This window comes from Geomonas sp. Red32 (genome assembly GCF_023652955.1).
In the GTDB taxonomy this organism is placed as follows: Bacteria; Desulfobacterota; Desulfuromonadia; order Geobacterales; family Geobacteraceae; genus Geomonas.
This window is the reverse complement of sequence record NZ_JAKLOY010000007.1, coordinates 25,386-49,144: the sequence shown is the minus strand read 5'-3', so window position 1 is coordinate 49,144 and position 23,759 is coordinate 25,386. Positions and strand designations below refer to the sequence as shown.

Annotated in this window: 21 protein-coding genes and 1 riboswitch; all 21 genes read right to left on the bottom strand. The window is 66.4% G+C overall.

The window, feature by feature from the left end; translation table 11 throughout:
• Window positions 1–119 precede the first annotated feature (119 nt).
• On the bottom strand, window positions 120–3,176 hold the full coding sequence (locus tag L4X63_RS17340; RefSeq protein WP_250679916.1) for an Ig-like domain-containing protein: 3,057 nt from the start codon (window positions 3,174–3,176) through the stop codon (window positions 120–122).
• Between the two features lie 221 nt (window positions 3,177–3,397).
• Window positions 3,398–3,474, bottom strand: a riboswitch (cyclic di-GMP riboswitch).
• Between the two features lie 181 nt (window positions 3,475–3,655).
• Window positions 3,656–5,476, bottom strand: a complete 1,821-nt coding sequence (locus L4X63_RS17335) for a right-handed parallel beta-helix repeat-containing protein (RefSeq protein ID WP_250679915.1) — start codon at window positions 5,474–5,476, stop codon at window positions 3,656–3,658.
• Entirely contained in the window at window positions 5,473–6,774 is a 1,302-nt protein-coding gene (locus tag L4X63_RS17330) for a glycosyltransferase (protein ID WP_250679914.1), read from the bottom strand. The genes L4X63_RS17335 and L4X63_RS17330 overlap by 4 nt, the downstream gene beginning before the upstream one ends.
• A complete protein-coding gene (locus L4X63_RS23730) occupies window positions 6,771–6,902 on the bottom strand; it encodes a hypothetical protein (protein ID WP_284694690.1) in 132 nt (43 codons plus the stop codon). Before L4X63_RS23730 ends, L4X63_RS17330 begins: the two co-directional genes overlap by 4 nt.
• On the bottom strand, window positions 6,887–7,033 hold the full coding sequence (locus tag L4X63_RS17325; protein ID WP_250679913.1) for a hypothetical protein: 147 nt from the start codon (window positions 7,031–7,033) through the stop codon (window positions 6,887–6,889). The genes L4X63_RS23730 and L4X63_RS17325 overlap by 16 nt, the downstream gene beginning before the upstream one ends.
• A gap of 65 nt (window positions 7,034–7,098) precedes the next feature.
• Complete coding sequence (locus L4X63_RS17320) at window positions 7,099–8,502, bottom strand: phenylacetate--CoA ligase family protein (protein WP_250679912.1); 1,404 nt, start codon at window positions 8,500–8,502, stop codon at window positions 7,099–7,101.
• Entirely contained in the window at window positions 8,502–9,656 is a 1,155-nt protein-coding gene (locus tag L4X63_RS17315; RefSeq protein ID WP_250679911.1) for a glycosyltransferase, read from the bottom strand. The genes L4X63_RS17320 and L4X63_RS17315 overlap by 1 nt, the downstream gene beginning before the upstream one ends.
• 135 nt (window positions 9,657–9,791) lie before the next feature.
• The gene (locus tag L4X63_RS17310) at window positions 9,792–10,223 is read right to left on the bottom strand and encodes a hypothetical protein (protein WP_250679910.1); all 432 of its coding nucleotides are present in this window, start codon (window positions 10,221–10,223) and stop codon (window positions 9,792–9,794) included.
• Window positions 10,223–10,621: a glycosyltransferase family 2 protein gene (locus tag L4X63_RS17305; RefSeq protein ID WP_250679909.1), complete on the bottom strand. Its 399-nt coding sequence runs from the start codon at window positions 10,619–10,621 to the stop codon at window positions 10,223–10,225. Before L4X63_RS17305 ends, L4X63_RS17310 begins: the two co-directional genes overlap by 1 nt.
• Window positions 10,615–11,895, bottom strand: a complete 1,281-nt coding sequence (locus L4X63_RS17300; protein WP_250679908.1) for an O-antigen ligase family protein — start codon at window positions 11,893–11,895, stop codon at window positions 10,615–10,617. The genes L4X63_RS17305 and L4X63_RS17300 overlap by 7 nt, the downstream gene beginning before the upstream one ends.
• 3 nt (window positions 11,896–11,898) lie before the next feature.
• A complete protein-coding gene (locus L4X63_RS17295) occupies window positions 11,899–13,035 on the bottom strand; it encodes a glycosyltransferase family 2 protein (RefSeq protein WP_250679907.1) in 1,137 nt (378 codons plus the stop codon).
• 29 nt (window positions 13,036–13,064) lie between these two features.
• On the bottom strand, window positions 13,065–14,534 hold the full coding sequence (locus L4X63_RS17290) for a lipopolysaccharide biosynthesis protein (RefSeq protein WP_250679906.1): 1,470 nt from the start codon (window positions 14,532–14,534) through the stop codon (window positions 13,065–13,067).
• On the bottom strand, window positions 14,531–15,643 hold the full coding sequence (locus tag L4X63_RS17285) for a hypothetical protein (protein ID WP_250679905.1): 1,113 nt from the start codon (window positions 15,641–15,643) through the stop codon (window positions 14,531–14,533). The genes L4X63_RS17290 and L4X63_RS17285 overlap by 4 nt, the downstream gene beginning before the upstream one ends.
• A 101-nt stretch (window positions 15,644–15,744) precedes the next feature.
• Window positions 15,745–16,770: a glycosyltransferase family 2 protein gene (locus L4X63_RS17280; RefSeq protein WP_250679904.1), complete on the bottom strand. Its 1,026-nt coding sequence runs from the start codon at window positions 16,768–16,770 to the stop codon at window positions 15,745–15,747.
• The gene (locus L4X63_RS17275; protein WP_250679903.1) at window positions 16,760–18,232 is read right to left on the bottom strand and encodes a lipopolysaccharide biosynthesis protein; all 1,473 of its coding nucleotides are present in this window, start codon (window positions 18,230–18,232) and stop codon (window positions 16,760–16,762) included. The genes L4X63_RS17280 and L4X63_RS17275 overlap by 11 nt, the downstream gene beginning before the upstream one ends.
• A complete protein-coding gene (locus L4X63_RS17270; RefSeq protein WP_250679902.1) occupies window positions 18,229–18,900 on the bottom strand; it encodes a PIG-L deacetylase family protein in 672 nt (223 codons plus the stop codon). Before L4X63_RS17270 ends, L4X63_RS17275 begins: the two co-directional genes overlap by 4 nt.
• Window position 18,901: 1 nt before the next feature.
• Window positions 18,902–19,699 (bottom strand): sugar phosphate nucleotidyltransferase, encoded by a 798-nt coding sequence (locus tag L4X63_RS17265; protein WP_250679901.1) that lies wholly within the window; start codon window positions 19,697–19,699, stop codon window positions 18,902–18,904.
• 41 nt (window positions 19,700–19,740) lie between these two features.
• Complete coding sequence (locus L4X63_RS17260) at window positions 19,741–20,679, bottom strand: NAD-dependent epimerase/dehydratase family protein (RefSeq protein WP_250679900.1); 939 nt, start codon at window positions 20,677–20,679, stop codon at window positions 19,741–19,743.
• Window positions 20,643–21,977, bottom strand: a complete 1,335-nt coding sequence (locus tag L4X63_RS17255) for a DUF4910 domain-containing protein (protein ID WP_250679899.1) — start codon at window positions 21,975–21,977, stop codon at window positions 20,643–20,645. Before L4X63_RS17255 ends, L4X63_RS17260 begins: the two co-directional genes overlap by 37 nt.
• The gene (gene rfbC / locus L4X63_RS17250; protein WP_250679898.1) at window positions 21,974–22,513 is read right to left on the bottom strand and encodes a dTDP-4-dehydrorhamnose 3,5-epimerase; all 540 of its coding nucleotides are present in this window, start codon (window positions 22,511–22,513) and stop codon (window positions 21,974–21,976) included. Before rfbC ends, L4X63_RS17255 begins: the two co-directional genes overlap by 4 nt.
• Window positions 22,510–23,748, bottom strand: coding sequence for a class I SAM-dependent methyltransferase (locus tag L4X63_RS17245; RefSeq protein ID WP_250679897.1), 1,239 nt, complete (start codon window positions 23,746–23,748; stop codon window positions 22,510–22,512). The genes rfbC and L4X63_RS17245 overlap by 4 nt, the downstream gene beginning before the upstream one ends.
• Window positions 23,749–23,759: the final 11 nt, after the last annotated feature.

Sequence of the window (23,759 nt, the reverse complement as noted above, 5' to 3'; positions counted from 1 at the left end):
CTACAATAAAAAAAGGGGCACGAGAAAATTTCCCTCGTGCCCCTGCCCGGAAAGTCCGGGCCAACTGTCGGAATGTTGTCACCCGGTGGTTACTTCCGACACCGGGACGGCCGCGTCCCTTACTTGAAGGTGACCATCTGCATGACCCAGTTGCCGGAGGAGGTGAGCGGAGCGCTGGCGCTGTAGGTGCCGGTCGCGGTCACCGTGCGGTCCTGGGCGATGTCGCTATCCGGGCTGGTGATGACCCGCGAGGTGTAGCCGCTCCCGGCCGCGCTGGTCCCGGTGGAGACCGTGTTGGCGGCGAAGAGGAGCTCATTGGCGGCGGTGGTGGCCGCCGAGCCGCTGCTGCAGGTGGTGCCGCTGCCGGTGTTACTCACCACCTTGTCCATCGCCTTCACGCCGGAGTACTCGAGGACCCTGATATCCGGGTAACTCGCCGAGGCGTTGAAGCTGATCTTCACCTGGTTGGTGCCACCCTTGATGTTGGGTGCGTAGTAGATCGACTGCCGCACCCCGGTGCCGGTCATGGCATCGGCCATGGTATAGGTGTTACCGAGAGTGTCGGTGACCGAGTTGACCCCGGTGGTGCTGTCGTTTCTCCCCACCACGATGATGTTGAGGTCGCCGGCGGTCTGGGTTTTCGGCAGGGTCACCGTCACCGTCGAGGTCGCCGACTGCGGGCAGGAGTAGGCGGACTGGACGAAGGCGATCGGCGCGGTGGTGCCGGTGGTGCCGGTGGTGCCGGTCGAGGTGCCGTTGCTGACGTTCACGGTGACGCCGGAGGAGGAGCCGGCGTTCCCTGCCGCGTCGTACGCCTTGGCGCTCAGGGTATGGCTTCCGTTGGGGGTCGCGGTGCTCCCCCAGCTGTAGCTGTAGGGGGCCGCGGTGGAGGTCGACTTCAGCGCCCCGTCGAGGTAGAACTCGACCTTGGTGACCCCGACGTTGTCGCTTGCCGAAGCGGTCACCGAGGCGGTCCCGCTCACCGTGGAGCCCGAGGCGGGCGAGGTGATGGAGACGGACGGCGCGGTGGTGTCGGCGGTGGCGGTGGAGCCGTTGTTGATGGTGACCGAGACACTGGACGAGGTCCCGGCGTTGCCGGCCGCGTCGTAGGCCTTGGCGGTCAGGGTTGCGGTACCGTTGGCCTCGGCGGTGGTGTTCCAGCTGTAGGTGAGCGGCGAGACGCTCCCGGCGGTTTTCAGGACGCCGTTTTCGTAGATCTCGATCTTGGTCACCCCGATGTTGTCGGTGGCCGAGGCGGTGATGGTGGCGGTGCCGCTCACCGTGGCACCGCTGGCGGGCGCGCTGATGGTGGCGGAGGGCGCGGTGGTGTCCTTCACGACATTGACGCTGATGGAGGACTGGCCGGCGTTGTTGGCCGCGTCATAGGCCTTGGCGGTCAGGGTGTAGCTCCCGGCGGAAAGCGCCGAGGTGTCCCAGTTGTAGACGTAGGGGGTGGAGGTGTCGGTCGCTTGCAGGGCGCCGTTCACGTAGAACTCGACCTTGGTCACCCCGACGTTGTCGGAAGCCGAGGCGGTGAGCTGCACCACGCCGGTCACCGAGCCGCCGTTCGAGGGGGAAGTGAAGGAGACCGACGGGGCGGTGGTGTCGCCGGTGGTGGCGGCGCCGTAGATGTTCGGTTTCGGGTTCCCCAAGTAGCCCCAGATGTAGTCGGTGAGCGGGGTGGCGGTGGAGCCGGACAGGGCGGCGAAGCCGCGGTTACCGGAGACGGTGTTGATGTTGTACGCCTTCATCTTGGCGGCCCACACCGGCTCGTTGGGGTACGGCCAGAGCTGGGTCGTCGAGGTGCTGTTCCACCCGGTGTCGCCGTAGAAGGTCCCGGTGCCGCCGATCTGGTACATGATGTTCGGCCCCTGGGTGCCGCTCTCCGTGCGGGGGAGGTACTTCACCACCGAGGTAAACGGGTTGTTGGTGGTCTGGCCGGAGCTGGTGCAGCCGTCGGCGCTGTTGCAGGCGGTGCTGGCGTCGTTGTAGACGTCGGTGTTGGAGATCTTGCGGCTCAGGTAGACACCGGCAGGGCCGTAGGCGGCACCGGAGCTGTTGGCGATGATGCTGTTGGAAAGGTTCACCACCTCGTTGCGGCTGCCGCCGTAGTGGAGGGCGTCGCCGAACGTCTGGGAGCTCGCATTCCCCCCCATCAGCATGTTGGAGAAGTTCCAGGTGTTGACCGTGGCGAGGCCGCTGTAGACCAGCATTCCGTACTGGGTGTCCCACCAGACGCTGTTGCTCCAGCTCTCGGGGCTGTTGGAGTTGCCCGCCTCGTTGGTGAAGGCCGGGCGCTGCGGATTGTTGAGGGCGATGTTGCCGTTGAAGATGTGCCCCCACTCGCCGTCGGAGCTCCCGCCCCCCTGCGCATAGGACCAGCACTCGCCGCAGATGCCGCCGTCGCCGGAGTTGGAGCCGACCAGCGAGTCGATCACGATGCAGTTCTGCATGGCGTCGGAGTGGGCGCTGTAGAACCTGAGACCCGCCGACATCCAGTTGGTCGGGGAAGCGTCGAGCCGCACCACGAGCCTTCTGAAGATGTTGTTGTAGCTCCCGGAGGAGTGCGGGTCGGAGGTGTAGAAGCCGTAGCGCCCCTTACCCCAGATCCAGCAGTCCTCGATCAGGTTGTAGGTCGAGTCCCCCGCGATGTAGGCGATCGGGGTCTCGCTGTTGTCGGTGTAGGCCTGGCCGTCCTCGAAGCCGCAGTTGGAGACCCAGTTGTGGGAACCGGCGATCGAGAAGACGCTGGCGTCGCCGTGGCGGAAGTGGATGCCGTCGATGTGGAGGTAGTTCTCCACGGTCGGCCCCTGCCCCTGGCTGTAGGGGACGGTGTTGAACTGGCCGTCGATGATGGCCTGGCCGACGTGGTCCGCCTTGATGGTGGTGAAGTTGCCGGCGCTCCCGGAGGGGAGGTAGGCCTGGGGGGAGCTGAAGTCGCCGATCATGTTCTTCGAGCCGGTGTAGACCCCGTCACGGATGATGAGGGTGTCGCCGGAGGACATGAGCAGGATCCCCGAGGTGATGTACTTCTTCGGGCTGGTGGCGGAGCCGTTGCCGGAGTCGGTGGAGGCGGCGCCGTCCACGTAGTAGGTTGCTGCGAACGATGAAACCGGTGACAATGCGGCGAGTACGAGGAGAACCTTTAGAAGTGACCTGATGCTCGTCTTTAACATAAATCTCCTTTCGATTTGGCAACGAAGGTGGATTTGCCGGGCTGATCCCTTTCCTGCGTCGACGAACAGGCAGAGAGCTGGCCGGCTGGCCTCGTTGCGTGGCAAGGCTTGGGCGGTGAATGGTTGAAGCCTTGAAAAAACTGAGTACGGCTGGCTGGAAAAAAGGCGGGATACGGTCGGGGCAAAAAAAGAGCCGGGTCGCCTGGTATCGTGGTTGATATTTCGGCGACCCGGCTGTCTCGGTGAGACCCTATGGGCTTTCCGTCCCATCCTCGCGGATGGTTTAGTATTATCGTCTATCTGGTACCGATTATTTCGGCAGTAGCGTGGCTTTTCCTGTCTCTTTGCGTGTACCTTCCCTGAATCCCTTCGATTCGGTTACGTTGCAGAGGACCTTACCGCATTACCAACGATATGGGTGTGACGGCCGTCACCTTTTCGGCGCATAGGTCCCATTGGCCCTATGAGACCCGGAGGTCCTAGGGGATAGGTCCCATAGGCCGCAGGGGACCTATGGGGTACGCCGTTCCGCTCTCGCGGCCGCGGTGGTCGACGGCGCTCACCGCGAAGTAGTAGCCGGTTCCGGGGGTGAGCCCCCCCACCGCCGCCCGCACCGTGCCGCCCGTCCCCCCCTTCACGCTCCGCACCGGCAGCTGGTACTGCCCGGGTGCCCTCCCCACCCGTATCCGGTAACCGGCGGCCTCTTCCTTGGCAAGCCACTGCAGCCGGACCTCCCCCGCCCCCGCGGTCCCCTCCAGGCCGAAGGGGGGCGCGGGCTCCCCGAGGTACCCCCAGACGTAGTCGGAAAGCGGGGTCTCCCCGGGCAAGAGAGCGAATCCCCGCTTGCCGATCGGACCGTTCCCGGCGTACTCCCGCATCTTGCGGGCCCAGAGCCGCTCGTTGACGAAGGGCCACAGCGGGATCGCCGTCACCTCGTCCCATCCCGGCTCGCCATACAGGGTCCCCTCCCTCCCGATCCGGTAGAGCACGCTGGCCCCCACCCCCTCCTTCGCGAACCGGGAGCCCGGCTCCACCCGCGGCAGGTAGCGAAGCCCCGCCTCCGAAAGTGCCCCCTCCCACTCCCGGGCCCCCGGGGGTGCGCTCCCCAGCCGGGCGCCGGCCGAGAGCTGCACCACGGTATTGGCAACCGAGCTCGGCTCCCGGAAGGCCGTCCCCCCCTCCCCCGCCACCACCAGCGAATCGGAGAGCTCCGCCCGGTACGGATACTCGGCGTTGTGGCGAAGGGCGTACCCGCTGTTGGCGCCGATGGTGAGCCGGGAGAGCTTCACCGAGGAGGCGGCATTCTTCACCTTCTGGATGGTCATGAAGACGCCGTCGTGATTCCCCCAGAAGATGCTGTCGGCCACCGTCTCGGTCTTCAGGACGTCGTTGGCGTTGTACCCCCACATCTGCGGGTTGTTGAGGGCGATTACCCCCAGCCAGCTGTTGTCGGCGTCCCCCCGCGAGCTCCCGCCCCCCTGCGCGAAGGCGGTCGGTTCGGCTGCCTCCCGGTTGACCAGCGAGTCCAGCACCACGCAGTTCTGCATGACGTTATCGTGGGCGTTGTAGAAGCGAAGCCCCGCGGTGACCCAGGGGGGAGAGCCGTCCAGCCGGACCACCACCCTCCTGAAGACGATGTGGTGGGTCCCGCCGTTGGGCGAGGAGGTGTAGAAGCCGTAGCGCCCCTTCCCCCAGACCCAGCAGTCTTCCACGAGCGAATACGAGGAGCCCCCCGCGATGAAGGCGATCGGGGTCTCATCGCTGGCGCCGGCCGGCATCCCGTCCTCGAAACCGCAGTTGGTCACCTTGTTGTGGGAGCCCTTGAGGCTGAAGACGCCCCCCCGGCCGTGGCGGAAGTGGATCCCGTCCAGGTGGAGGTAGTGGATCCCGGAGCCGTTCCTATCCGCCGAGGCGAAGGGGGGCTGGGCATACCCGCCGTCGACGATGGCTCCCCCCACGTGCTCGGCCCTGATGGTGGTGTACTTCCCGGCGTTCCCGGAGGGCGGATAGAGCCTCGGGGTCCCCTGGTCACCGACGCAGTTTCGTCCCCCGCGATAGATCCCGTCCTTCAAGACCAGCGTATCGCCTGAGGAGAGGAGCTCCACGCCGGAGGTGATGAACTTCTTGGGCCTTTGGGTGCTGCCGTTTCCCCCATCGTCAGGCGCGGCCGGATCCACGAAATAGGTGCGGGGCGAGGCGGCTGTTTCCCCGGCTAACAGCAGGGAGAGCAGCAAAAAAAAGGCCGCCAAGAGCGGCTTCTTGATCCACCGGGGTTCCGGATTTCCCATCGTCACGGTCATGGCCCCTCCCCTGCCGCCACCTCGTCGAAAAGCTCGGCGAGGGCGGCCGTCAGTTTCCTGCGGGAGAAGCGGGATACGTCCTCGCTCCCCCGCTTGCGCAGCTCCTCCAGCGAGGAGGCGATCCGCTCCAGGGCATCCGCCACCTCCGCCGCGCTCCCGGTGGTGACCAGGGTGAGGTTACGGTAATTTTCCCGCAGCAGCCGCCCGGTCTCCCCTTCCGGCACCACGGCAAGGATGTGCCTGCCGGTCGCCATGTACTCGAAAGCCTTCCCGGTGATGATCCGCTCGGCCCCCGGGAGATCGGCCAGGGTGAGGAGCAGTACGTCGGCGTCCATGAGCTCGCCGATCAGCTCCCCGTGCTCGCGGTACCCCAGCACCGAGATCATGCCGCGGCAGGGGCTCTCGGCGAGGCAGCGGCTCTCCTCCTCCACAACCCTCCCGAAGATGTCGAGCGAGAGCGGGGGACCGGAGGCGCCGGCCCCCTTCAACTGCCGGATCTCCAGCCCCTTCAAAAAGGTCGCCAGCGAGGTGGCCCGCCAGACGGTACCGGCGTACACGATCCTGATCCCCCCTCGCTGCGGGACCGTGGAGGGGGCCACCGCCGCCAGGTCATCCTCGTCGAAACCATTGGTGATGGTCCGCCCCTTCTGCGGCCCGATCGCGGGGTAGCTCGAGGCGATCGCCTCCCGGTAGCTTTCGTTGGCGGTGACGAAGGCGCGGCAGCGGGACAGGACCCATCCCTCCAGCAGACGGTCGAGTTTCACCGCCCAGCGGCTCTTCACGCTGTTCTCCCAGTTTTGCCGGGTGAAGCACCACTCGTCCCGGTAATCGAGGATCACCGGCACCCGGGCCAGGTACCCCAGGGCCGCCACCGGCACGAAAGAGGAGAAGGGGGGGGCCGAGACCAGCAGCACCTCCGGGCGCTCGGTGCGCAGAATCTCCCAAAGCTTAAGGCAAAGGGCGGGCCACCAGAGGACCTGCAGGTCGGGCAAAAGCAGGGCCGCCACCCACCGTTTCGCCAGGCGGGCCGCCCTGGCCGCCACCCCCCCCTCCCCCTGCACGATCCGGCTCTTCAAGGCGTACCCCGGCTCCAGGGTCGCTGCCCGGTAGACCCGCACCCCATCCGGGATGTCCCGCAAAAGGGAGAGGTCGAGCACCGGGACCGAAGGGTTGGCGACCGAGAGGACCACCGGCTCCCACCCGAACTCCCTCAGGTACTTGACGAACTTCACCGGCCGCTGCACCCCGGCGCCCCCCACCGGGGGGAAATTGTAGGATACGATGAGCGCTTTTCTCATGACCGCCCCAGGTAGCGTTCCTTCCAGGCCTTGAGCACCAGCAGGGTCATGATCACCCTGCTGGTGCCGTCCACGTCGCAGGAGTGCAACAGCTCGTGCACCTGTCCCGGGTTCACCCATCTCCGCACCTCCCCCTCCAGCTCGAGGTTCCCGAGCGCCTCCTGCAGCTATGGGTCATGAGATCGGTGGCCGCCACCACGCTCTCTTCCCGGACCGGCCTCTCGTGTTCACGGTAGGTGATGCCGAATATGCCGCACATTTAGATGGTCCTTTCCAAGGTGGGGGCGGTGGGGCGCCGGTGGGGGGTGGGGAATGCGGCCGTCATCACGGCTCCTCTTCCAGAGGCCCGAAGGAGCGGTAGCGGTCGCCGCAAAGCTTCGAGACGGTGAAGCGGAACTTTCCCGACTGCTCTACGAGGGAGCCGTGCACCAGGCGGGTCTCCACCCGGACCTGGGGGCCGAGACAGAGCCTGATCTTGCCGATGACGGGGGCAAGGAGGGAATCCTGGAAGCCTGCGGAGGGCCGGATGTTCAGTACCACCAGCCTTCTCGTTTCCTGCACCAGCTGGAACTGATCCACGCCGGGGAGCCCGTAGAAAAGGTGGGTGAAGAACTCGCCATGGACGAGCCCCCCGCGGCAGTCGACGATGAAGTCGCTGACCCGCCCGGTCACTTCGCGTAAGAGCGGCAGCCCGCGGCCGCATGAGCAGGGGTGATCCTCCCTCACCCCGACGTCTCCCATCCGGTAGCGGATGAACGGCATTCCGTAGTTCCAGAGATCGGTCACCATCAGTTCCCCCGGCTCCCCCGGTTCCGCCTCCCTGCCGTCCGCCCTGAGCAGCTCCACCAGCACGTTTTCGGCATTGACGTGCAGCCCCTCCCGGGCCCCGCACTCGCTCGCCACCAGCCCGACTTCCCGCGAGCCGTAGCGGTTGAGGACCGGGCAGCAAAAGGCCTCCTCGATTGCCCCCTTCTTCTCCGGGGTGAGGGTCTCCGCCGACGAGATCACCCCCTTGAGGCCGAGCCCGGCGAGGTCGAGGCCGTGGCGGGAGATGACCGTCGCGAAGAGGTAGGCGACGTTTGCATAGGCGACGATCATGGCCGGGCGGAGCGTCCGGAGCTCCTCGAGGCAGGCGAGCACCTTCTCCTCGGAGATGTCGAAGGCGTTGAACCCGAAGGTCCGGTGGAGGAAGCGGTCCGAGAGGCGGCTTCTCAGGGAAGGCTGGAGGTCGAACTCCCGCTGCCCCCCCCAGAGGGTCACGTAGAGCTCGCCCGGGCGCCACCCGCACCACATGTCGTGGCGGTAGCGGTCGGCCCGGCGGAGCTCGTTCCGCCTCCGGTCCTTGAAAAAGGAGGTCGGCTCTCCCGTCGATCCCCCCGAGGCGTCGGCCACCAGGTCGGCCTGGGCCATGTTGGAAGCCACCATCCGGTGCCTCTCCTTTTGCACCTCCTGCTTGGTGAGCCAGGGGATGGTCCGCAACTCCTCCAGCTCCCGGAACTGCCGGGGATCGAAGCGGCACTGGCGAAACCGCTCCCGGTAGAAGGGGACCATGTCGTCGCAGTGGATCAGCAGCCTCTTGAGGGTCGCGAACTGGATCAGGCGCAACTTGTCGGGGGGGAGGTACTGTGAGGCCTCCAGCTCGTCCAGCCGCTTGGACATGGCAGGGTGGCGGAGCCTGAAATAGAGAGGGGTTATGACCCCCGTGCTCAGCATGTCGAAGAGGCCCATCACTCCCCCCTTGTCCCGGCCGCGGCGGCCGTCCCGGTGCTGCCTAAGTAAAGCCTCAGGTACTCCCGCTCGTAGTCGCCGACCATCCGTTCGATGCTGTACTTGCGGGCCACCAGGGCACGGCCGTTCTCGCCCAGCCGCCGGGTTGCCTCGCGGTTCCCGGCCAGGAAACGGAGCCTGGCGGCCAGGGCCGGGAGGTCGTCCACCTCGATGACGAACCCCGTCTCCCCCTCCTCCACGATCTGCTCGGTGCCGTTCGACCGGGTGGAGACCACCGCGGCCCCGCTCGCCATCGCTTCCAGCACCACGTTGGAGAAGGCCTCGGAGCGGCTGCTGGAGACCAGGACGTCGCAGCGTCCCAGGATTTCGGGGATGTCCTCCCTCCTGCCGAGAAAGCGGACCTGGCTGGAGAGCCCCTCCCGCTCCACGTAGTCCCCCAGCATCTCCCGGTCCGGCCCGTCCCCCACCAGCAGAAACTGCACCTCGACCCCGGGGACCGAGCGGACCAGCTCCCGTACCGCCTTGAGGGTCAGGATCTGGTTCTTGTGTTCTTTCAGGGTGCCGACCGAGCAGAGCACCAGGGGATCGCTCCCCCCCTCGAGCTCCCGGGGACGGGGATGGAAACGGTCGAGGTCGACGCCGTTGGTGATGACGGTCACCCGGTGGGGATTGAGGGTGAGCGCGGAGGCGAGTTTTCCGGTGAGGGCCTGCGAGACCGAGAAGGTCCGGTCGCAAAGAAGCGCCACCACCTTCTGCAACAGGACCTGCCGCCAGCCGGTGAAGAGGGTGCCGTGCTCGCCGTTGATCACCAGCCGGCAGCCGGCCAGCCGGGCGCCGACCACGCCGGCCCAGGCCCCCCCTCCCCACCCGTGGGTGTGGGCGATGTCCGGCCGCTCCCGGCGAAAGAGGCGGGCCACCGCCAGGGGAGCGAGCGGCGCCTTCCCCTCGGGGATATTCAGGCAGAAGACCTTCACGTCGGGAGCCAGGCGGCGGACCATGGCACCCGGCTGCTTCAGGCAGCAGACCATCGGCTGAAAGAGGGTGCGGTCGTGCCGGTTGCAGAGGTTGACCACCCCGTTCTCCATGCCGCCGGTCTCCAGGGTCGCCACCACGTGGCAGAGCTTTAACCGCTTTCCACTCGCTGTGTCGTCCATGGCCGACTCCCGTTACCCCTGCGCCCCCCACAACTCCCGGCGGGAGCTCCCGCCCCGGCATCCTTTTCACCGCATCCTTTTCACCGCATCCTCTTCACCGCATCCTCTTCACCGCATCCTCTTCACTGCTCCTCTTCACGGCGCCCACTTTACGAGCAGCGACTTCAGATACATCCCGAGAAAGCGCAGCCGGAACCGCCGGGAACGCAGGGCCGGAACGATGTAGCGCCTGGCCCAGGCCCCCTGCCGGGCGGCGAGGAGCCGCTCCACCGGCCCCGCCAGGTACCAGGCCAGGTAGTCGTGGATAATCTCGCGCTCGTCGGCGGGGCATCCCTCCCCTGCCGCCATCGTCTCGAGTATCTCCAGTACGTGGTTGCCGTCGACGTAGATGTCGTTGCAGGCCACGCAGGCGCTCGCGGGGAGGGCATCCCAGACAACCGCTCCCGGCTTGCTGCAGTAGACGAGCGGGACCTCGCATAAAAGCCGCACCCAGGTATCGAGATCCTCTCCCCGCCGCTGCCCCACCGGGAACATCCCGACCCGGGTCAGCAGCTCCTTCTCGACCATCACCGCGCCCGGCGGCTGCCGTCGCTGTAGATCACCTCGAAGCCGGTGGCAAAGAAGCACCCCTCCGGGAAAAGCTCCCTCAACCACTGGAGAGTCTCCAGGAATTCCGGCTGCCACTGGTCGTCGGCGTCGAGAAAGGCGACGAAGCGGCCGCGGGCCTCGGCCACCCCCCGGTTGCGGGCGGCGGAGACCCCCTGGTTGCGCTGGGAGACCAGCCGCAGCCGCTGGTCCGGGCCCAGGGCGGCCACCGCTTCAGCGCTGCCGTCGGTGGAGCCGTCGTCGACCACCACCACCTCGAGGGGGGCAAGGCTCTGCTCCAGCACGGAGTTGACCGCCCTCTGCACGTACCTCTCCTTGTTGTAGAGAGGGATGATTACTGAGATCTCGGGAGTCAGCATCTGTTCACCGCCACCTTACTGGTCTGTTGCCCGGGGAATTTCTCATCCCCCAGGACCGCCGCGTTGCCGATCGAGTTGACCACCAGCGCCATCACGAGAAAAAAGAGCTCGGACAACAGCTGGTTTCCCCAGAAGAGATAGAAAAGGGTGCTGCAGTAGAAGCCGAAGAGAAAGACCAGGTGCCTCCTGCCGGCCTCCCCCCTGCCCGGCCGGGCCGCCTCCAGGGCCGCCTTCCCCAGCCGGTAGAGGAAGGCGAGGAAGAGGCAGCCCCCCATGAGCCCGGTTTCGGCGAAGGCCTGCAGGTAGCTGTTGTGCAGCGGCCTTCCCACCACGTCCCGCGCCCGCTGGAAACCCACCCCCCTGAACGGGTACTCCTTGAACACCTCCTTCCCCTTCTCCCTCAGCTCTCCCCGCTCCTCGGCCGACCCCTCTGCGTCGGTCCGCTCGGGAGTGAGGGAATGGGCGACGGTCAGGCCGCAGAGGATGGCGACGACGACCACCCCCTTGGCGGCCCCCCCGCGCATCAGCACGAGGGAAGGGAGAAAGATCAGGATGAGCGAAGCGAGCCCGGCGCGCGAGGCGGTGAGGTAGACCACCAGGGTGAAGAAGGGGATCAGCCCGGCGGCGGCCAGGTAGTGCCACCGGCGGCCGAACTTGGCGGTCACCAGCAGCACGTTGGCTACCCCGAGGCAGGCGATGTAAGCGGTCTCGTTGGAGTTTTGCCACATCCCCCACGCCTGCAGGCGGCCGCTCCTCGGGAGGTGGAAAAGAGTCCAGAGCTCGCTTCCCGCCGGCTCCGTGTAGTGGTAGTAGACCGGCTCCAGGCAGATCAGGAAGGCCGCGGCGGCCACCGTGTAGCCGAGAGCCTGGACCCCGTCGTCGTCCCCCATGAAGAGGATCACCGCGCACATGAGGAGGGCTCCCACCGAGAGGAAGAGGAGGATGGCTCCCAGGTCCTCCGGATGGAAGAGCAGGGTCTCCAGGGCGATGAGGAGGAGGAAGAGGATCAGGGGGGCCGCCACCGGCTTGAAGCGGGCGTGCCCGGCGAAGCGCGAGTAGTTCATGAGGACGGAGACCAAAAGGAGCGGGACCAGGATCTGGACGAAGGGGATGGAGAGCTCCATCCTCTCGTTGGGACGCAAAAGGACAATGAAGGTGGCCAGCACGGTTAAAAGCCGCGGCTTGACCAAGGATGCCAGCAGCAGCACCAGCAGCAGGTACTCGAGCGCCATGCTCGGCTGGTAGAGGAAGGTGATGGCGGTCGCGTCGTCCATGGGTCAGGGCTCCTCCTTGTCGTAGGCGGGACGCCAGGAGGTTTCACACCGCCCGGAGGCCCAGATCCAGCAGGCGGCCACCGCCGCGAGATTGAGCGTCATGAAGAAGAGGGCGAGCCTCACCGGCCGCAGGGCACGCAGGGGGGGGACCAGGTAGCCGCCCAGCGCCAAGAGGTAGCCGAGGAACTGGAACCAGAAGGCGGCGTGATAGAAGGTCCCCTTGGCAAGCCAGCTCCCGGCGAGCATCGCCACCAGGGCAAAGGGGATCAGGACGCGGAAGACCTTGTGGGAGAGAAAGCGCCACCAAAGCGGGGAGCCCCACGGGGTGCAGAGGGGTGGATAAAAGCCGAGCAGCTGGAGGCTCCCGGCCAGGGTCCGCACCTTGCGCACCCACTCCTGCTCGATGGCGAGGGAAAGCTGGTCGAAGGCCTTGGGGTGCGGATCGAAGATCACCCGGTAACCGGCCGCGGCGACATTCAAGGGGACGAGGACGTCGTCCAGCAGGGTCCCCGGGGGAAGCGGCCGGTAGAGGTCGCGCCGGATGGCGTAGATGGCGCCGGTGGCGCCCACCACCGACCCGCTCATGCTCTCCCAGCGGCGGATCAGCTTCTCGAAGCGCCAGTAGAGGGCCATCTCCACCTGCGATTCGCCGCGATCGACCAGCACCAGCTCGCCGCTCACGCACCCCACCTCCGGGTCGGCGAAATTGGCGGTCAGCTGCCGCACGGTGTCCGGGATAAAGCGCTGGCGGGCGTCGGCGAAGACCACCACCTCGCTGGCGGCCTGGGCGAGGCCGAGGTTGAGGGCGGCGGCCTTCCCTACCCGCTCCTTGACGGAAACGAGCTCTACCGAACGGCCGGTGTAGCGGCGGGCGATCTCTTCGGTGCGGTCGGTGCTGCCGTCGGAGACCACGACAATACGGTAGCGGTCGGGGGGATAATCCTGGGCGAGGAGGTTCTCCAGCCTCCCGGCGATGGTCGCCTCCTCGTTGGAAGCGGCCACGATCACGGTGACGGTGGGGAGATGCTCCCGCCGGTCTACCGGCCGGGGGAAAAGGCGCGCCTGCAGGGCCACCAGCAGCGGATAGCCGCCGTAGGTGTAGAGGATGAAACAGGCTGCGAGCCAGAAGAGCGTGCTCATGAGTAGCACCCCCGGTGCCAAGGTTTTTGTCAGCCGCCCACTCCCGCCTTGCCGAGCGAGCCCCTCATCGACGTCAGGAGATCGAAGTAGAAGTTCTTGAGCCCCATACCGAAGAGGAGCACCCAGAGGTAGACCCCGAACATGAGCCCCCCCCCCAGGAGCAGCCGGGGAACCTGGGGAAGGAGCGAGTCGAAAAGGAGCCGGCAGACGATCCCCGCCACCGCGGCGGCCCCGCCGGAAACCAGCGGCGGGAGCACCTCGTGGAGGATATCGGCGGCGGTGAAGATGGTGCCGTGGATCGACCAGGCCAGGGTCGGGACGAGCAAAAGGAGCATGGCCACCGACTGGGCCAGCGCCACCGCACCCGGTCCATGGGAAAGCCCCGCGAGGTAGGCGGCGATCACCACCGGCCCGGTCACCAGCCCGATCTTCAGCACCCGTTGCTGCCTCCCTATCGACTGCAGCAGCCATCCCCAGGGGGAGAGCATCCCGACGACCAGCACGCCGGGGGTCATCAGCCGGAAGATGGAGACCGCCCCTCCCCACTTGGGGCCCAGGAAGACGAGGATGAGATCTTCCGCGAAGACCGCGCAGAGAACGGCGATCGGGAAGGTCATGGTGAGGACGATCCGGTATCCCTTGAGGAAGTAGTTCCTGAGCAGCTCCTGGTCGTTTTGCAGGCGGGCCAAGGCGGAGAAGGCGACCCCCGAGACGGTGGAATTGAGGTTGTCGGTCGGAACGTTGATGAGGTAGTAGGCGCGGGTGTAGAGGCCGAGGACGTCGGCCCCCCAGAAGCGGCCTAAGAGCACCTTTTCGACGTTGGCGGTGAGGTAGTTCACGAAACCGCTCAGGGTGAGGGTCCCCCCGAAGCAGACCATCGAGCGGATGCCGCTGTTTCGCCGGGGCCATCCCGGGATCCAGCCGGTCGCCCTCCACTTGCAGAGGGTGCTGACCGCCGGATTGGCGAGCGTGGCCCCCACGATGGCCCAGTAGCCGTAACCGGACCAGGCCATGCCGATGCCGACGGTGATGCTGCAGGCGAGCGAAAAGGCCTCAATGACGGCCAGGGCGTAGAATCTCATCTCCCGCTGCAGCAGGGCGGAATGCTGCACTCCCGCCGCGTTGAAGAGGAAGCCGGTGCCGAGTGCCGCCATCACCTTGAGTATGCGCGGTTCGTTATAGAAGCCGGCCAGGACGGGGGCGGTCACGAGCGAGAGGAGGCAGAGGAAGACGCCGACCATGATGTTGATCCAGAAGAGGGTGGAGACCTGTTCCGGCGTCACGCTCTCGCGCTGGACGGTGGCCGAGGAGAGCCCCGCGGTGGTGAAGATCCCGTAGATCCCGGTGACCACGGTGGCCATGGCGACCAGTCCGAAATCGCCCGGATCGAGCAGGCGCGCCATCACCGAGATGGAGCAGAGCTTGAGGACGAAGCAGATCCCCTGGTTCAGCAGGCGGGCGACCCCTCCCCTGATGGCGCGTTCCTTGAGGTCCTTCATGGAGATTCCCCTCCCTGCGGCAACTCCGAAGCGGGCGTTGCGGTCCCCTCGGGGAGCCGTTCGAGCCAGACCTCCCGCCACCACGAGTAGATGCTGCGCGGGCAAAAAAGGCGGCAATCGCTGTAGCGGGAGCGGCACCAGACCCCCTCGAGGATGACCGCCGGGGTCTTGAGGGTCCTGACGGCGCCGGTCCGCTCGTCGAGGAAGGTGGTGAGCCGGGTGCGGACCCGGTAGGTCCCGCCGCAGTAGGGGACCAGCTCGGCGTCGAAGTACAGGCCGCGGTTACGGTTGGAAGTGTCGAGGGTGGCGAGGATCTCCGGGTACGGCTTGACCCGGACCAGCTCCCCCGGCTGGAGGTTGAGATCGCTGGCCGGGGTCGGTTCCCCCACCGGGATGGTTCCCCGGTAACGGGGAAAGGGGATCCCCCCCACCGCCAGCTGGTAGCGGTCGTAGAGCCGGTGGAGAAGCGGACTGAGCGGCTTCACGAAGCGGCAGGCGAGGAAGAACCCGGCGTAGGCGAAGCCCCCGGCCATGCTTTTGAGCGAGGCGTTGCCGGAGATGAAGTCCTCGAGGTACTGCCGGGGGTCCCACCACCAGAGGAAGGTAGTGTAGTTGGGGAGCTCGGTGGCCTGGCAGCGGTAGCGGGCCTCGCCGTCCCCCTGCGGGTAGCGCGTCCCCCGCTGCACCGCCTGCTCCGCCAGCCTTGACCTGTCCGGGCCGTCCGGGCCGTCCGTCCTGTCCGTCCTGTCCGTCCTGTCCGTCCTGTCCGTCCTGTCCGTCCTGTCCGTCCTGTCCGTCCTGTCCGGCGGGTCCGGCGCCCTCAGCCAAGCCTCCTTCCAGAAGATGAGGCAAGCCGCCTGGCAGCCGCCGTACTCCTCGCCATCGCAGCGCAGCTCGAGGTGTACCGCGTTGGCCATCCGCCGCCCACCGGTTTCGGTCACCGTGTTGCAGGTTTTGTGCGCGCGCTTGTAGACCCGGAACCGCTCGCCGCAGTACCGGAACATCTGTGGCATGAAAGGAAGCCCCTCCAGGCAACCTCCGGCGTCGAGGGTCCCCAGGATCTCCTCCTTGCTCCTCACTTCCACCAAGTCCCCTGCCCTCAACCTCATGGCGCTCTCCGACCACTTTCCCGGCGCGGGAAACAAAACGAGTGGGAGGTCCGGCCCGCCGCAGATGGCCGCCCCGGTTAGGTGGTGCCTTACCAATGGAATCAGCGTGGTTTGTTGGCGATGAAGCGGCGGACGATCTTCTCACCGAGCAGCTTCGGGTTGAAGATGCCGTTGACGATCTTGGCCGCGATGGCCATGGCCAGCTTCCGGCTGCTGATCTCGAGCCCCATCGCCACCATCCGGGAACGGTGGTAGCGGTTGAAGGCGGGATCCCAGCACGAGATGGTGCTGTCGGCCAGATGCTGGTAGTACTCCTCCATGATGGCCTCCAGCCGGACCTCGCACTCCTCCTTGGAGAGGTAGTACGGGCCGTAGCGGACCAGGAACTCGATCTTGTCGACCAGGAAGGAGTCGAGCTTCATCAGCTTGGAGCTCACCGACCGGTCATGCGTCCTGATGAAGGAGAGGATCTGGTGGACGAAACCGAAGTCGGCCTGGGTCAGCACCCGGAAACAGGTGTCGATGTCGGCATTGGGGGTCTCCACCGCGAAAAACGGACGCTGGCTCCTCACCACCGAGCTCCGGTAGAGAACGGAGGTCGGGCAGCCGAGGATCCCCGCTCCCAAAAGGCGCAGCCTCCCCACCTCGCGGCCAGGGAAGTATTCCCGCTTAAGCGGCAGCCCCAGGTAATTCACCTTGTCACCCGCGATGGCGTAGGAGCCGACTATGGCGGCCTGCGGGTGCCGCTCGGCCACCTCGACCATCCGGGAGATACACTCCGGGTAGAGCCAGTCGTCGGCGGAAACCACCTTGCAGTAAACGCTCTCCCGGGAAGCGGCCTCGAAGGCACGGTTGTGGTTCTGGATGACGTCGACGAACCGCTCGTTGTCGATTACCCGGATGCGGGGATCGCGGCGTGCGAAGCTCTGCGCGGTCTCAAGAGACGTGTCGGTACTGCGGTTATTGACGATCACGTACTCCCAGTTGCGGTAATCCTGCGCCAGCACGCTTTCGATGCACTCGGAGAGGTAGGGCTCACCGTTGTAGACGGGGGTGAGGACCGAAACCAGCGGCATCGCTTTATCGAGGGCGCTTACCATGGGGAACTCCTGCTCCTCAGCCGGCATCGGGGGCCACCTTGCCGCTGGCTCCCCGTATCCCGCGGTACAGATCGAGGTAGAGCTCCTTTTGCCCGAGGACGAACAGGAGCATCCCCAGGTAGGAGAGGAGCATCACCACGCCGCCGGCCAATAGCCGCGGCACCGGGGCCAGCAGGCCGCCCGCCCAGTACTTCACCCCGAAGGTCACCCCCGCCGAGGCGATCCCGGACACAAGCGGCATGGCGATGGCGTGGGAAAGGTCGGCAACCGAGATCACGGTGCCGTGGATGCACCAGAGGATGTGGGGGACGAGCCAGAGCGTCATGGCGGCCGAGGTCGCCAGGGCCACCCCGCGCGGCCCCCAGGAAAGCCCGAGCAGGTCGGCGGTGATCATCAGGGGGGCGATGACCAGGGCGATCTTCAGGCTCCGCGCCTGCAACCCGGACGAGAGAAGAAGCCAGGCCATCGGGTTGATCATCCCGTACACCAGCACGGTGGGGGCCAGCAGCCGGAAGATGACCGCCGCCTCGTGCCACTTGGGCCCCAGGAGCACGAGGACGATCTCCTCGGCGAAGAGCGCGCAGCAGATGGTGATCGGGAGGGTCATCGACATCACCAGGGTGTACCCCTTCAGGAAGTAGCGTCTGAGCCGCTCCGGCTCCCCCTGCACCCGCGACAGGGCCGCGAAGGCCACCCCCCCCACCGAACTGTTCAGGCTGTCGGTCGGGATGTTGATCAGGTTGAAGGCCCGCCCGTAGACCCCGAGGCTGGCCGCCCCCCAGAAGCGCCCCAAAAGAACCTTCTCCAGGTTGTACCCCAGGTAGCAGACCAGCCCGTTGACGGTGAGGGTGCCGCCGAAGCGGAGCATGGGGCGGACCCCGCTGCCGCGCCGCGGTCTCCCCGGCACCCACCCGGTGGCGATCCATTTGCCGGCCGAAGCGACGGCGGGCCCCACCACCGCCATGGCCACCAGCGCCCAGTACCCCACCCCCAGCCAGGCGCAGACAACGCCGGCGGTCAGGGCTACCGCCTGGGCCACCGTTTCGCAGACGGTCAGGGCGGTGAAGCGCATCTCGCGCTGCAGGAGTGCCGAGTGCTGGACCCCGGCCGCGTTGGCCAAAAATCCCGCCGCCAGCGCGACGGTGATCCAGTAGAGACGGGGTTCCCGGTAAAAGGATGCCAGGGCCGGCGCGGTGACCACGCAGAGGATGGCCAGCGCCATCCCGGCCGCCATGTTGACCCAGAACAGGGTGGAGAGCTGTCCCTCGGTGACCTCGTCGTGCTGGACGGTGGCCGAGGAAAGCCCCGCGGTGGTGAAGCGGGCGTAGACCCCGGTCACCACGGTCACCATGGCGACCAGGCCGAAATCCTTCGGGTCGAGCAGCCGCGCGAGCACCGCGGTGGTGGCGATCCGGATCAGGAAGTCGGCCACCTGCCCGAGGAGCTTGGCGATCCCCCCCCGCAAGGTTTTCTGCTTCAGGTCGTTCATGGCCGTCCTCCGGAGTCGAGGGCGCACTTGCGGCAGTAGAAGGCTTCGGCGTACCCGCCCCCCGCCGCACTCTGCACCCCCCGGATCCTCATCAACCCCTGAAAGGAGTCCTCGGTAAACCACTGGTGCCGCGACTGGGAGCGGAAGTGCCGGGTGAGCAGGGAGACCTTTTCGGCGGCCGTCTCGCGGTCGAGCGCTACGAAGAGGTTCGGGTTGCCGAGGTCGCCGTCGTACTTGAGGATCTCGTACTCCAGGACCAGGTGGTCCCGGAAGGTGTTCCAGGTCAGCTCGGAAACGAGCCGGTGGTCCTGGTGGAGGTCGTTGCGGTAATGGGTGAAGATGAGGTCGGGGGCGAAGCGCCCCTTCATCCGCTCGAAGTAATCCTTGATCTCCCCCCCGTGGTAGGGAAAGAAGCCGTCCCGGAAGTGCTCGACCACCACGGTCCTCTTGCCCGCCCCCCGCAGGAAATCCTCGGCGCTCGCCAGGGCCTCGGCATCCCGTTCGCCGCTGGAGCCGAGCACCACCCAGCGGACCTCGGCGTGGCGGTTCCCGGCCAAAAGCTTCAGCACCGTCCCGCCGCAGCCGATCTCGATGTCGTCGCTGTGGGCGCCCAGGAAGAGGAGTCTCAGCGGACGGTCCTCGATCAGGTTCAGTCGCAAGGAGAGCATGTCAGCGCCTTCCTTTGTGGTGACGGGGATTCCAGATCTCCCAGGGAGCATCCCCCTTTTCGTACATCTCGTTCAGTTCCTGCTGTTCCTTGTAGGTGTCCATGCAGTGCCAGAACCGGTCGTACTTGTACCCCATCAGCATCCGCTCCTCGATCAGGCGCTGGAACGGCTCGACCACCAGTTCCTCGCCGTCGTTTATGTACTGGAAGATGTCGCGGTGAAAGATGAAGAACCCGCCGTTTATGTACATCTCGGAGTCCTGCACGTATTCGATCTTCTCCACCCGCCGCCCTTCCCCGATGGAGACCACCGAGAAACTCTGCGACGGTTTGACGCAGAGAAAGCAGCCGACCTTCCCGCTCTTCTTGAAGGTCTCGACCAGGTCGGGGAGATGGAGATCGCACAGACCGTCGGCGTAGTTGGCGAGGAAGTACTCCTCCCCGGCCAGGTACTTTTCCACCGCCTTGAAGCGCTGGCCGATGTTGGATTTGAGCCCGGTGTCGACGCAGGTGATGTTCCAGTCGGCGATGTCGCTTTGCTCCAGGCAGACCTCTTTACCTCCGTTACGGATGGTGAAGTCGTTGGAGACGTACTCGTTGTAGTTGAGGAAATACTCCTTGATGGCGTCGGCGCGGTAGCCCAGGCAGAGGATGAAGTCCTTGTGGCCGAAGTGGGCGTAGTACTTCATCAGGTGCCAGAGGATGGGACGGTAGCCGATCTTCACCATCGGCTTGGGGAGATCCCCCGAATGGTCCCTCAACCGGCTCCCCAGGCCCCCGCAGAAGAGCACGACTTTCATGGCTTCCTCCTCGGCCTACCCCCAACCGGCGGCCAGGCCTGTCAATACCCCCCTACCCTCCCCGCCCGCTTCGGCGGCGGATACTCCCCCGCGTACCACTCCACCGTCCGCCTAAGCCCCTCCTCGAGCGGGGTGGTGGCCCTCCAGCCGATCAAAGAAGCGGTGCGGCCGGCGTCGGCCCAGTGCGGGGCCTCCAGCGGCCGGTCGGCGACGGCCCCGAATTCAGCGGCCAGGCCCGGGCGGGCCAGCGTGATGATCCTCTCCACCACGCCCCTGATGGCCACGGTCTCCCCGCTGGCGACGTCGAAGCTCTCCCCGTCGATCCCCTCGGCCCCGGCCGCGGCGGCCAGGGCATCCACCACGTCCTCGATGTAGATCCAGTCCACCTCTCTCGTGCCGCTCGTGAGACGGGGGGACTTTCCCCGCAGCGCGTTGAGGATCACGTAGGGGACCAGTTTGCGGCAATCCTCCTGCCCGGGGCCGTAGACCATCCCGATGCGGGGGATGACCACCGGCAGGCCGTAGAGGAGATGAAACATCCGGCCGTAAGCGCTGGAGGCCGCTTTGGCCGCCGTGTAGGGGGAGCCCGGGGCGCCGCCCCCCTTGGGCTCCTCGAGTGAGCCCGCCAGCAGTATCCGCCGGCAATCCACCTGCGCGGCCGCGACCAGGACGTTGACCGTGCTGGCGAGGTTGCTCTGGAAGGAGGGGAAGACCTGCTCGACCTCCCGGCGCCCGACCGGGTACCCGGCCAGATGGAAGATCACCTCCGGCCGGACCGCCGCCATGAGCTTCTGTACGGTCCCCGGATCGGCCAGATCCCCCTGCCACCAGCGGACGCATCCCTCGGCCTCCCCTGCCCCGGTACGGGAAACGGCATGCACCGCCGCCCCCATCCCGCAGAGCCTGCGGCAGAGGTGGGAGCCAATGAAACCGCTGGCGCCGGTTACCAGGACAGTCTGGCCGCAGAGTCGCTGGGGCATGTCGGCTCCTTCTCTTCCCTGAGCAATCCGTGCTCGGCCAGGAGGGCCGCCGCGCCGCTCACCCGATCGAAGGGAAGCCGCGCCTTTTCGGCGATATCGAGCAGGGTATGGCAGCCGTCGGAGAGGTTCAGCACCCAGAGAAGGGCCTCGTTTTGCTCGGGCGACGAGTAGATCCCCCGCCTGCCGAGCTGCGGTTCCCCCTTGGGAGCGAGGTTCACGAAACGGCCGTTGTTCTCCACCACCTTGAGGATGGCGAGCGTCTTCTCCAGGCTGTCCGCCAGTTGCCCCGCGGTCACGAAGGAGAGGTCGTCGGCCGAGGTGTGGTACTGCGGGTACTCCCCGAACGGCGTCCGGGAGATCCGTCCCACCGGGAGGTTGAAGGCGGGGGAGCAGTACTGCCGCTCGTCGTAGCCGTAGGGATGGAAATCGAGGATGCCGAAGGGGTCCCCGGTGGCGGCCAAGGCGTGGCAGGCGGCCCGGTCGATCTCCGCATTGCCGCGCCGGCTCCGCTTGTAAGAAAACTTCCCGCCGTCCCCCACCCCGCTCAGCACCACCCCGTGCCTGATCTTGGCCACCCGCTCCTCGTTGAGGCTCAGCCAGGCGATGGCGCCGATGGTCCCCGGGATGAAGAGAAACCGGTAGCTGAAGCGGCACCGGCTCTCCATCGCATCCCGGGCCAGCCTGGCGGCGAGGCTCACCCCGGAGAGGTTGTCGTTGGCCAGCGACGGGTGGCAGAGATGGGCGGAGACGAGTACCTCCTCCTCCAGCTCGCCCGGCAAAAGCAGCTCGCCGTAGGTGAGCGCCCCCTTCTCCAGGGAGGAGTCGATCAGCACCTCGTACTCCCCCTCGGTAAGCGACTCGAGGGTCCGGTGCGGCAGGCAGAACCCCCACCCCTCCCGGTAGTAGGAGGTCCGATACGGTATCCAGCCGGGATGCTCGGGAAGGGTGTGGAGATGCTCCCTGAGCGCCGGGAGGGAGAACTTTCCGCGGACCGGGACGCTGTAGCTCACCAGGTGGAGGTTCGAGTCGCGGAAGTCCACCACCGTCCGCCCGGCGGGGTCCTTCACCCAGGCCTCGCGGACGTTCCACTCCCTGGGGACCGTCCAGTCGAAGACCGGGGTCCCGGAAGCGACCTCCCGCACCGAAAGCGGGATCCGCTCCCCGAGTATCTGCAGGGAACGCCGAAAGCCGTCGCCGGTGATGCTGCGGCAGATCGGGTAGAGCTCCTTCACCAGGGTGTGCATCCACTCCCCCGCCTCCCCGCGGTCGACCGCTATGTCGAGGTAGCGCCGGCTCATGGGGCGCTCCTGGCGTAGCCCGGATAGCGCCGGTCCCTTTCGCAGACCACCCGGACCTCACCCGGCCATTCGATCCCGAAGAGGGGATCGTCCCAGCGGATGCCGCGGGCCGAGCCGGGGGTGTAGAACTGGGACATCTGGTAGAAGACCTCGCTGTTGTCCTCCAGGGTGAGGAAGCCGTGGGCGGCCCCCTCGGGAACGTAGAGCATGTTCCGGCGGCGCGGGTTGAGCTCCACCCCGAAGTGCCGCCGGTAGGTCGGGGAATCTTCCCTCAAATCGACGATTACGTCGTAGATCGACCCCATCGTGCAGCGCACCAGCTTGACCTCCTCGAAGGGGGCGATCTGGTAGTGCATGCCGCGGAGGGTGCCGCGGGCGGCGTTGAAGGAGATGTTGCACTGGACCATCCGGGGATTGAGCCCCTGCTCCTCGAACTCGCGGGCACACCAGCTCCTGGCGAAGAATCCCCGCTCGTCCTCCTGACGCTCGATCTCCACGAGGAAGGCCCCCGCTATCCCGGCCGGACGAAATTTCACGGCACCACCCTCACTTCCGGGATGGGGATAAGGAAGCTCCCCCCCCACTGTCTGATGTAGGACTCCTGCTCGATGATCTCCTCCTTGAAGTTCCACGGGAGGATGAAGAGGTAGTCCGGCTTGGCCTCCCGAATCCGGTCCGGGTGGAGGATCGGGATGTGGGTGCCGGGAAGGAACTTGCCCTGCTTGTAGGGGTTTCGGTCCACGGTGAAGTCGATGAAGTCGGTCCGGATGCCGCAGTAGTTCAACAGGGTGTTCCCCTTGCCGGGGGCGCCGTAACCGGCGATCCGCTTCCCCTGCCGCTTGGCGCCGATGAGGAACTCGAGGAGCTTGCGCTTGGTCTCCTTGACCTGCTCTCCGAAGGCCTCATAGCCGTCGAGGCGGCCAAGACTCAAGAGATCCTCACGGCGCCTGAGATCCTTCACCCGTCCGGTCACCAGCAGCCGCCCGCTCTCGCGGTGGCGGGCGAAGATCCTGAGCGACCCGCCGTGGGTGGGGAGCTCCTCCACGTCGTAGATGGTGAGCCCGTGGGAGGCGAAGATCGCCTCGGCGGAGAGGAGCGAGAAGTAGGAGAAGTGCTCGTGGTAGATGGTGTCGAACTGGTTCTGCTCCATGAGCTTCGCCAGGTGCGGGAACTCTATGGTGACGGTCCCCTCCGGCTTGAGGATGAGCTTGATCCCCTCCACGAAGTCGTTCACGTCGGGGACCTGGGCGAGCACGTTGTTGCCGATCACCAGGTCGGCCGTCGCCCCCTGGGTCACCAGCCGGCGCGCCGACTTCACCCCGAAGAACTCCACCCGGGTCGGCACCCCCTTGGCGACCGCCACCTGGGCGACGTTGACCGCCGGCTCGATGCCGAGCACCGGGATGCCGCGCTTGACGAAATACTGGAGGAGGTAGCCGTCGTTACTGGCGAGCTCGATGACCTGGGAAGAGCGGCCCAGCCCGAAACGCTCCACCGCCATGGCGACGTAGCGCTCCGAGTGCTTGAGCCAGTCGTTGGAATAGGAGGAGAAGTAGGCGTACTCGGTGAAGATTTCGCTGGAGTCGACGTACTGCTCGAGCTGGACCAGGAAACAGCTTCCGCAGACGTAGACGTGGAGCGGATAGAACGGCTCCATGCTGTTGATCTTCTCTGCGGGGACGTAGCTCTCGCAAAGGGGGGACATCCCGAGGTCGACGAAGGTGACGGTGAGGGGGGCGCCGCAGAAGCGGCAGGTGGCCTGCTCGTTCATAATCCTCTCCT